Source organism: Mycobacterium sp. 1423905.2, assembly GCF_001673155.1.
GTDB lineage: Bacteria > Actinomycetota > Actinomycetes > Mycobacteriales > Mycobacteriaceae > Mycobacterium.
Window position 1 is genome coordinate 24,953 of record NZ_LZLE01000368.1, and the last position, 8,855, is coordinate 33,807.

Annotated in this window: 11 protein-coding genes; 2 read left to right on the forward strand and 9 right to left on the reverse strand. The window is 65.2% G+C overall.

Features of this window, described 5'->3' with window-relative positions:
* The first annotated feature begins 6 nt into the window (after positions 1-6).
* Positions 7-225, forward strand: a complete 219-nt coding sequence (locus A9W95_RS25710) for an acyl carrier protein (RefSeq protein WP_067419145.1) — start codon at positions 7-9, stop codon at positions 223-225.
* A gap of 24 nt (positions 226-249) precedes the next feature.
* Here A9W95_RS25710 and A9W95_RS25715 read toward each other — a convergent pair whose 3' ends face one another.
* The 6 genes from A9W95_RS25715 to A9W95_RS25735 all read right to left on the reverse strand — a co-directional run bounded on the left by A9W95_RS25715 (position 250) and on the right by A9W95_RS25735 (position 5,874).
* A complete protein-coding gene (locus A9W95_RS25715) occupies positions 250-1,689 on the reverse strand; it encodes a YdiU family protein (protein ID WP_172826725.1) in 1,440 nt (479 codons plus the stop codon).
* A 78-nt stretch (positions 1,690-1,767) separates the two neighbouring features.
* The gene (locus A9W95_RS27070) at positions 1,768-1,917 is read right to left on the reverse strand and encodes a hypothetical protein (protein WP_156746420.1); all 150 of its coding nucleotides are present in this window, start codon (positions 1,915-1,917) and stop codon (positions 1,768-1,770) included.
* 7 nt (positions 1,918-1,924) lie between these two features.
* Entirely contained in the window at positions 1,925-2,491 is a 567-nt protein-coding gene (locus tag A9W95_RS25720; protein ID WP_067419147.1) for a hemerythrin domain-containing protein, read from the reverse strand.
* 138 nt (positions 2,492-2,629) lie between these two features.
* Positions 2,630-3,256: a DUF732 domain-containing protein gene (locus tag A9W95_RS25725; RefSeq protein WP_253851765.1), complete on the reverse strand. Its 627-nt coding sequence runs from the start codon at positions 3,254-3,256 to the stop codon at positions 2,630-2,632.
* 42 nt (positions 3,257-3,298) lie between these two features.
* Positions 3,299-4,978 carry a patatin-like phospholipase family protein gene (locus A9W95_RS25730; protein WP_067419149.1) on the reverse strand — a complete coding sequence of 560 codons (1,680 nt, stop codon included), beginning with the start codon at positions 4,976-4,978 and terminating at the stop codon, positions 3,299-3,301.
* Positions 4,979-4,986: 8 nt separating this feature from the next.
* On the reverse strand, positions 4,987-5,874 hold the full coding sequence (locus tag A9W95_RS25735) for an SPFH domain-containing protein (RefSeq protein WP_067419150.1): 888 nt from the start codon (positions 5,872-5,874) through the stop codon (positions 4,987-4,989).
* 47 nt (positions 5,875-5,921) lie between these two features.
* On the opposite strand from A9W95_RS25735, the gene A9W95_RS25740 reads away from it, so the two are divergent.
* Positions 5,922-6,314 (forward strand): DUF4267 domain-containing protein, encoded by a 393-nt coding sequence (locus A9W95_RS25740; protein WP_067419152.1) that lies wholly within the window; start codon positions 5,922-5,924, stop codon positions 6,312-6,314.
* Positions 6,315-6,318: 4 nt separating this feature from the next.
* On the opposite strand, the gene A9W95_RS25745 is transcribed toward A9W95_RS25740, so the two are convergent.
* The 3 genes from A9W95_RS25745 to A9W95_RS25755 are packed head-to-tail and all read right to left on the reverse strand — an operon-like array spanning position 6,319 to position 8,824.
* Complete coding sequence (locus tag A9W95_RS25745) at positions 6,319-6,738, reverse strand: PPOX class F420-dependent oxidoreductase (RefSeq protein WP_067419154.1); 420 nt, start codon at positions 6,736-6,738, stop codon at positions 6,319-6,321.
* A gap of 39 nt (positions 6,739-6,777) precedes the next feature.
* Positions 6,778-7,977 carry a cytochrome P450 gene (locus tag A9W95_RS25750; RefSeq protein ID WP_067419156.1) on the reverse strand — a complete coding sequence of 400 codons (1,200 nt, stop codon included), beginning with the start codon at positions 7,975-7,977 and terminating at the stop codon, positions 6,778-6,780.
* Positions 7,978-7,996: 19 nt separating this feature from the next.
* Complete coding sequence (locus A9W95_RS25755; protein ID WP_067419158.1) at positions 7,997-8,824, reverse strand: mycofactocin-coupled SDR family oxidoreductase; 828 nt, start codon at positions 8,822-8,824, stop codon at positions 7,997-7,999.
* Between the last annotated feature and the right edge of the window lie 31 nt (positions 8,825-8,855).

Sequence of the window (8,855 nt, forward strand, 5' to 3'; positions counted from 1 at the left end):
GACATTGTGGCTACGGGGGAAACCGGTTTCAAAGACGTCGAATTCGACCTGATCTCATTGCAATACCACTCGCTGAAGGCTGGCCACGATTACGGTCAGTACGTCCGCGACGCCAAGACGGCACAACTTGACGACGTGGCTTCGTTCTTCGAGGAAGTCATGAAGCAAGACTCCGAGCGGGCGCAGCGCTGCCACGACCTGCTGGCCAAGTTGCAATCTTCCTGACGAGCAGCGCGACGACGGCAGGCGCTAGGTGCCGCAGAAGGTTCGGTAGTTGCCGAAGTCTTCGGGAGCGGGGCTGGCGTAGCGATCCAGCCCCGGCCGTTGCGTGAAGGGGTCGGTCACCGCCTCGAGCAGGCGGTGCAGCGGCTCTAGCTCGCCGGCCGTCGCCGCGGTCAAGGCCTCCTCGACCAGATGGTTGCGCGGAATGTAGACAGGGTTCACCCGGTCCATCAAGTCCGCGTCTGGACCGAGCGCGCGCCACCGCGACAGCCAGGCGTCGAAGCCGGCCAGGTCGATGAAAAGTCCACGGGCCGGCTCGGTTTCGCTGCGGGCGGCGCGGCCCAGGTGCCGGAAGAACGAGGTGTAGTCGACGTGGCTTTGCTGAAGTAAGGCCAGCAACTCGTCGATCAGTGGTGCGACGTCTTCGGCGTCGGGCTGCAGACCGAGCTTGGCTCGCATCCCGGCGGACCACGTGTTCTGGTACTGACGGAATTCGCCGAAGGCGTCCTGGGCCAGTGCCACCGCCTGATCGACATCATCGGAAAACAGCGGAAGCAGCGTCTCGGCGAAGCGCGACAGATTCCACGCCGCGATGGTCGGCTGGTTGCCGTAGGCATAGCGGCCCCAGAAATCGATGGAACTGAAGACGGTATCCGGGCTGTAGCCCTCCATGAACGCGCACGGCCCGTAGTCGATCGTTTCCCCGGAGATGGTCACGTTGTCGGTGTTCATCACGCCGTGGACGAAGCCGATCAACATCCACTGAGCCACCAACGACGCCTGGACGTCGACTACGCCTTTGAACAGGGCCACGTAAGGGTTCTCGGCCTCGGCGGCGCTGGGATGGTGGCGCGCGATCGCGTGATCGGCGAGGCGCTGCAGCAGCCCGACATCGCCGGTGGCCGCGGCGTATTGGAAACTTCCCACCCGCAGGTGACTGCTTGCCACTCGGACCAGCAGTGCGCCGGGCAACTGCCGCGCCTCCCGTTCGACCGGACGGCCGGTACCGACCACGGCCAGCGACCGCGTCGTCGGGACTCCCAACGCGTGCATGGCCTCACTGACGATGTATTCGCGCAGCATCGGCCCGACTACCGCCAGGCCGTCACCGCCGCGAGCAAAGGGCGTGCGCCCCGAACCCTTGAGGTGGATGTCACGAACCCGCCCATGGGCATCGACAAGTTCACCGAGAAGCAGCGCCCGACCGTCACCGAGGCGCGGCACGAATCCACCGAACTGATGCCCGCTGTAGGCCTGTGCCACCGGGGCGGCGCCGCTGGGAACCAGGTTGCCCGCCAGGAACTGCACCCCGTCGGGACTGCGCAGCCAGTCCGAATTGAGGCCGAGTTCGGCCGCCAGTGGGTCGTTGAGTACCAGTAGACGAGCCTCCGGCGGCACCTCGGCCTGCCAGCGGACAGCCATCTCCGGCAACTCGCGCGCGAAGCGGTCTTGCAGACTGACGGTCATGTCCGGTGCGACGCTCACTTCTCCCAGGCTACAAAGACGCTGAAATCGGCCAACGTGGCCCCGTCCCGGGAACCGCCCTCAGCCATCGGCCGAGGGCAGCCCTTCTGGCGGTGGGGTGCCGTAGGCGGGATACGACGGCGGCGATACCGCGCTGTCGTCGGCGGCTTGTTCGGTGGCCTCGTCGACGGCCCGCTGCTCGTCGGGCTGGCCGGGTTCTGGGCTGCTCATGCTGCTCCTAGCTGAGGGCTGACTGGATCAGGTCGCGGGCGCGGTCGAGCATGGAGGCGAACGGGCCGACGGCAAAGTTCAGCTTTGCCGACTCCACACCGGGGTGCGGCCGCGTCGGGGCGATGGCTTCGGCGGCCTTGACCGCGGTACCCATTCGCTTCAGGTCGCCCTCGTCGAGTTCTTGTTGCAGCTTCGGGAACTCCTCGCTCTCCTCGTGTTCGGCATGGGCCAGCACGGCGTCGCGGAACTTGGTGAACTCGTCGATGAACTGCTGCGAGGTGATGTCGAGGTCTTCGAGCTTTGACAACTGCTCTTTGGCGTCGTGCTCCTCCTGCAGCAGGGCGTCGGCGATGGCCTCGCCTTCGTCGTGCTCGCGGCGCAGCCTCGGGTGTACCACCATCTCCTCAGCCGTTTCGTGGACGGCGAGCAGTTGACGCAACTCGGTGAACGGCTTCTCGCGTGCTTGGGGATCCGACGCGTGCAGGACCTCGTCGAACATGTCCTCGATGAGGTCGTGCTGCGCCTTCAAAAAATCGACAACTTGGTCGGGTGTTTCCACAATCATGTCGGCCACGCGGATACACCTTCCTATGTGTAGTGATTTAGGAGCGCGGGCTATGGGCTGTGCACCGCTCGCCGCCGCATACCCCGCTATCAGGCACCCAAAACGCTTAGCGGCGGGCACGGACCGAGTGATATCGGCCTCGATGTGTCAGAAGCCGGCGACCTGGTTCTTGTACTGCGGACAGTAGGTGCGAACCGAGATCCCGACGTAGGCATTGGCGTTGGCAGCGAACTGTGGACTGCTCGACTGGAATGCCGAAACAACCTGCGGCACGGTCATCCCGAGCCGGATGTTCTCGCACACCATCTTGCCGTTGTAGACCGCCGCGTCCGGGTTGGCGAAGGCGATGCCGCGGTCGTTGAGGGCCTGGACATAACTGCTGTCCTGGTCCGCGGTGGACAGGATGGATCCTGGGTCGGCGGTGGCCGGTGCCGTCGTGGTGGCTTTCGTCGTCGCCTGCGTGGCGGAAGGTGCGGACGCCGTGGGTGACTCCGACGAGGTGAGCAGCCAACGGCCCACGACGATCAAGCCGGCTACGCCGAGCCCGACCAGCAGCAACAACCCGGCGTTGCGCAGTGTCGTGCCCCAGGACTGGTAGACGGTCGCGGGCGCCGGTTCGTCGGCGCCGTCAGTCGGCTCGTCGGGGACGGCGACGTCGTCGCCACTTGACCAGGCGAGTTCGACGGCGTCGGTGGGTGTGGCGTTGGGCACCGCAACGGTCTCGCCGGCGTTGACCGCGGCGGTCTCATCGGAGGGCGGGACCCGCTCGGCCATGACGGTCATCGTAGTCACCGTTAGCGGCCGGGGCCGAGTGCCTCACGTCAACCGGCGGTTCCGCCACTGCCGCAGCCGGCCGGTAGGCGCCTGGATCGCGGCCATCACCGAACTCATCGACGATGCCACCGACTTGGCCAGGGGGCGCGGCTCGGTCGTCGGCGGACCGTCACCTGCCCACCACGTCGGTTGCAGCAGCGCCGAGGTCACGGGGATGGCGGCGTCGACGCTGGCGTGTCCCCAGCGGCAGGCTCGGTCGATGGCCGCCGCGGACGGCGCCAGGTTGATCGGTGACAGCGTGGGCTCGAACCGGACCAGGTGATCGGCATAGGGCAGGTTTCGCCCCATCTGCAACTGAATCGCCTGCAGGATCGGCGCCAGCCACATGTGCCGTGAATCCCACTGCGGATAAAAACAATCGAAGGCCAGATAACACGCATTGCGGGTGCCGAGCTTGCCTTCGCGGACTCGCTTCCAAGCCAGCTCGATCGGCACGTTGCTCGCGGCGCCGCCGTCGACGAGCGCCGCAACTTCCTTCTCCGCGCACAATTCGTCGAGGATGGGGACCATGCGCGGATCGTTCGTCTCGTGATGCAGCACGCCCGGTATGGCCGACGAAAATGAGGCCGCGTCAACGACATTGAAGTCGCGCGCCGGGTCGTCGTCACCGACGATGATCGGCTTGACCACCCGTAGGTCGATGAAGGCGGGAACCTGCCACATGCGTGCCCCGACGCGTGGCCCAATGCCGATCGGCAGGAACGGCAGTGAGCGCAGCTGCAGTGCGGCCAACTCCGGGCGGCGAAACCGCGACGGCAGCGCCGCATAAGGTTGCCGCCGCACACCTGCGATGACGACATCGAACGGGATGGCCAGATCCGACATGCGCATCTGTTCGCCGTCCTCCCGGCTGAACAGAGCCGCGGCGAACTGGTTGAACCGCAGGGAGAATAGACCAGCCATGCCGTGGCGGCGCCGCACCCGTTCGGGTCCCAGAATGGCTCGGTAGGACACCGTCTTGGCCCAAGCGACGTATTCCTCGATCGGCACCGGTAAAGCTCTGGACACCAGACTGCCCAGGATCGAGCCGAACGACGAGCCCATCATGTAGTCGGGCAGATGGCCGGCTTCCAGCAGCCGCTGCATGCCGCCGATGTAGACGAAACCCGCGCCCCCACCGCCGCCCAGGACGGTCACCAGTTTCTTGTAACCGACTTCGGCGTCCAGCTCCGCGGCGGAAAAGTCGCTGCCGTGCCGCTCGATGAGCACTCGACGCTGATCGTCCTGCTCGGGCGACAAGGTCACCAGCGCTTCGCGTGCCGCCGTCAAGGCCCGCACCGGATCCGGCTCTTCGCGCAGCGGTCGATACAGCGCGTCGGCAACTTTGGATCGCCACGGTGCGACTTCCGCACCGACCGACACGTCACCGCGCCCACGACTACCGCCCGGACCGGCGGCTCCGGGTTCGAAGTCGGCCAGCCGGGCGAAGTTGAGGATGTAACGCAGCTGGCGCAGTTGTTCACCGGTGAGCACGTCGGGACTGGCGAGATGGTCACGGATCAACCGGTTTTCCATTTTCTGCAACAGCAGAGCCGGTTCGGCCGGCGGCAGGTCCTGAGCGTCGAGGGAGCTGCCCTCGGCTTCGACCTCCTCGATGACTTCGAGCCGCGAGCTGCGGCGGCGCAATCGGCGGCGAACCGCGTCGGCGAACGGGATCTGCATAGGGTGTGTTACCGCCCGGGCAACGGAATGGTGGGCAGCGCCGAACTTCCTGGCCAGCACCCCAGCGGACTGATGCCCTTGTTGATCGCGGCCGTAATGCAGTTCTGCACAACCACATTGGGGTCATTGCTGATCGAGCGGGACAGAATCTCGTTGGCCTTCGCCTGCGCTTCGGCGGTGCGTTGCGCCTCGACCGCGATCGAGGTTTGTGCGCGCTGCTGGTTGAGCTGGTTGATCTTGTCCTCGGTGCCTTGGTCGTACTGGATCGTCGGCACGTTGACGTCGAAGATGTCCACCTGCCCGCCGACGTCCTTGCGCATGATGTCGGCGGCGCGCTTGGCGAGGTTGGGCAACGGTGAGACGTCGAGGTTCTGCGGGTCCAGCGGGTTGAAGGCGGCGAACACCTCGTTCAGTGCTACCGAGAGGTTCCGTTCGATCAGGTTGACGCGCACGTTGTCGAAAGTCTTGTACTGCTGGAACAGTTCTGGTGCCGCGGCTTGCTTGAGCTGCCAGCGGATGCTGACGTCGGCCATTGCGGTGGACTGGTTGCCCAGCCGCACCAGAATGCGTTCGTCGTGATTGCCCTCTTTGACGTACTTGTCGATCTGCACCGCCCCGTCCATCTGATGCGTCATCTGCCAGGGCCACTTGCCGTGAAAACCGTTGTTGAGGCTGACGCCGGTTGGCCGGCCGAAGGTGGTGACAATGGCGATCTGGCGGGTCCCGACGACGGTGAAGCAGCCGAGCAAGAACGACAGCACCGCCAGCGCGAGGGCGCCGATCATCACCAGCTTGGCGCGGCCGGCCTTGCCGTCATTGCGTTTGACGAGCCAGAGCAACCCGGCAACTCCAGCGACGATCAAGCAAATGACGATGAATACAATCTGCCACGTCATCCCGTATCTCCTTCTGCAGGTGGTAGGGGAAGACTAGGCTGCCCGGCATGCCGATTGATCGCGCCGGGCTGATTGCGGGCAGTATCCGACTGGCCTCGGGTGTCTCGTTCCTCGTCGACCCGCTGCGGGCCAACAAGCTGTGGGGTGATCCCGACGATCAAACGGCAACGGCGCAACTGCTACTGCGGTCAATGGGGTATCGGGACGCACTGATCGGCGGGTTGCTTGCCGCGGCAGCGCTGCGCGGCAAGAACACTCGCGGCTGGTTCCTCGCCTCCGGCGGCGCCGACGCGGCCGACCTGCTCGGCGGGCTCAGCGTTCATGAGCAGATGAAGCCTGCCCAGCGGCTCATCGGATTGGGCGGTGCGGCCGTCGGCATCGGCGTCGGCTTGTGGGGCGCGGCGAGGCAGGCACCCCGCGCTGCGGCGCCGGCGGATTGACCGGTTAAGTCCAGGGCCCGATGCCGCCGACCCTCTCGATGCGGATGCGGGTGAGGAATCCGGGCGGAGCGTTGTCCGGGGGAAAGACGTTCGGATCAGACAGCGTCTGCGCGAGCTCCTTCAACAGTTCCGGTGCGCCGCCCTCGACGATCCGCGCGGTGCCGTTGATGGACAGGTACGGCCGCATCGCCGGACCTGGGTCGCCGGTCGACACAATGGTGACGGCGACCCGCGGATCGTTGCGGACGTTGCGCACCTTCTTGTGTTCGGCGAGGTGGGCGGTGACGAGTTCGTCGCCGTCCGGGGTCGACTGCAACGCGACCCAGACCAGGCTCACCTGAGGGCTGCCGTCGGGATTGAGGGTGACCAGGGTGGCGTCGACACCCTTGCCGACAAAGTCGCGTGCCGCGTCGTTGAGTTTCATGCGATGTTCTACCCCGGCGGTGGGTGATTAATTCCCGGACTACACGACGATGCGCAGCCGTTCCCACCCGCGGACTGTCGACGTCGGCGCCAGCTTGAGGCTGTCGTAGTCGACCTCCCATTCGGGCCACCGGTTGAGCAGTTCGTCGAGGGCAACCCTGCCCTCCAGTCGGGCCAGGTTGGCCCCGAGGCAGTAGTGCACACCCTTGCCGAAGGTCAGGTGCGCGATGTTGTCGCGGTGAATGTTGAACGTGTCAGGGTCCTTGTAACGCAACGGGTCCCGGTTAGCGGCGCCGAACAGCAGCAGGATGGCGCTGCCGGCGGGAACGGTGGTGCCATAGGCGTCGAAGTCGCGGATGGTGTAGCGCGCGACGTGTGGGCCGGTCGGTTCGAAGCGCAGCGTTTCGTCGACCGCGCGGGTGAGCAGTGATCGGTCTTGCGCGACTTCACGGCGCTGATCTGGGTGCTCTGCGAGTACTTTGGCCAGCCAGCCGATCAACCTGCCCGTCGTTTCGTTGCCGGCGCCGGCGACGACCTGGGTGTAATGCAGCACCTCCTTGCGGGTCAGCTTCCTCGTCACACCGTTCTCGTCTTCGAACTCGACGTTAAGCAACGCGGTCATCAGGTCATCGGAGGGGTTCTTGGCTCGCCAGTCGACGTACTCGGCGTAGATCCTGCCGTCGGCAATCGCATCCGGGTCGGCCACCTTCATCGGTGTGCCCGGCCTGGTACGCAGGTTGGCATCGTTGGCGTCTCGCACGCCGATCTGGTCGGCTTCGGGAATACCGAGCAGCATGCCGATGACGCGCATAGGCATCATCGACGCCAGCTCGGCGATGATGTCGAATCCGCCGGTGCCGACCAAGGGATCGAGGCACTTGACGCAGTAGGCGCGGATCTGGTCTTCGATCGCGGCCATCCGTCGCGGGGTGAAGACCCGGGACATGACTCCTCGCAACATGGTGTGCGTCGGCGGGTCTTCGAACATCATCACACCGGGCGGCATGTCGAACTTGGACTGGACGAGCTCGAGGATGTCACTTCGCGTGTTGGAGAACGTTTCCCAATCCGACAACGCTTTCTCCACGTCGGCGTGGCGAGAGATCGCCCAGAAGTTGTAGCGCTCGTTGTAATACAGCGGTGCCTCGTCGCGCAGGCGGGCGAAGGTGGGGTAGGGGTTGGCGGTGATGTTGACGTCATAAGGGTCGTAGTAGACGTCGGTGTCGGGCGCAATGGTCATGAGCCGCTGATCCTTTCGTTCACTTCAGGCAACTGCCGGCGTCGACGGGCAGCGCAACGCCGGTGATGTACCGCGCTTCGTCGGAGGCCAAGAACAACACCACGTTACTGATGTCCTCCGGCGTCACCCACGGGATTGGGAGCATGTGAAAGGTGCGACAAACCGGCGCCAGGTCGTCGGGACCCGGATTCTCCAGGTCTGGCCGAAACAGCCGAAACGTCTGCTCGTTGAGTAACAATGGTGAATTCACGTGGGTCGGATGGACCGAGTTGACTCGGATATTCCGCGGCCCCAGCTCGACGGCAAAAGATCGCATGAGTCCGACGACCCCGTGTTTGGCGGCCACATAGTGGCCGGTGTGGGGGTAGGCCTTCAACCCGGCGACCGAACTGGTCAACACGATGGCGGCACCTGAATCAAGATGCGGCGCTGCGGCTTTAACCGACTTCCACACTCCGCTGAGGTTGACGTCGATCATCTCCTGCCACAGGTCCTCGGGCATGCGGTCCAGCCGCATTCCCACCGTGCCGATGCCGGCGTTGGCGACGACGATGTCGAGTCGGCCGAGTTGTTCGACTCCGCTGTCGACGGCGCTCTTGAGCGCGTCATAGTCGCGCACGTCTGTCTCGGCCGTGACGATGCGGCGGTCGAGACCCTTGACCAGATCGGCGGTTTCAGCGAGGTCTTCCGGTGTCGCAGCGGGCGCGGGGGAGTTCTCGATGGGTCGGCAGATGTCGACGGCGATGATGTCGGCGCCTTCTTGCGCCAGTCGCACGGCGTGACTGCGGCCTTGACCGCGCGCCGCGCCCGTAATGAACGCGACCTTCCCCGCAACTCGGCCGGCCATGGAGCCTCCTCGGTTGAGTAACCTCGTTACA

Bases quoted from the DNA above. Each gene is read 5' to 3' on its own strand.
- A9W95_RS25715 (WP_172826725.1), bottom strand. From the start codon at position 1,689: ATGACCGTCAGTCTGCAAGACCGCTTCGCGCGCGAGTTGCCGGAGATG.
- A9W95_RS25740 (WP_067419152.1), top strand. From the start codon at position 5,922: ATGCCGATTGATCGCGCCGGGCTGATTGCGGGCAGTATCCGACTGGCC.
- A9W95_RS25755 (WP_067419158.1), bottom strand. From the start codon at position 8,824: ATGGCCGGCCGAGTTGCGGGGAAGGTCGCGTTCATTACGGGCGCGGCG.
- A9W95_RS27070 (WP_156746420.1), bottom strand. From the start codon at position 1,917: ATGAGCAGCCCAGAACCCGGCCAGCCCGACGAGCAGCGGGCCGTCGAC.
- A9W95_RS25750 (WP_067419156.1), bottom strand. From the start codon at position 7,977: ATGACCATTGCGCCCGACACCGACGTCTACTACGACCCTTATGACGTC.
- A9W95_RS25745 (WP_067419154.1), bottom strand. From the start codon at position 6,738: ATGAAACTCAACGACGCGGCACGCGACTTTGTCGGCAAGGGTGTCGAC.
- A9W95_RS25725 (WP_253851765.1), bottom strand. From the start codon at position 3,256: ATGGCCGAGCGGGTCCCGCCCTCCGATGAGACCGCCGCGGTCAACGCC.
- A9W95_RS25730 (WP_067419149.1), bottom strand. From the start codon at position 4,978: ATGCAGATCCCGTTCGCCGACGCGGTTCGCCGCCGATTGCGCCGCCGC.
- A9W95_RS25735 (WP_067419150.1), bottom strand. From the start codon at position 5,874: ATGACGTGGCAGATTGTATTCATCGTCATTTGCTTGATCGTCGCTGGA.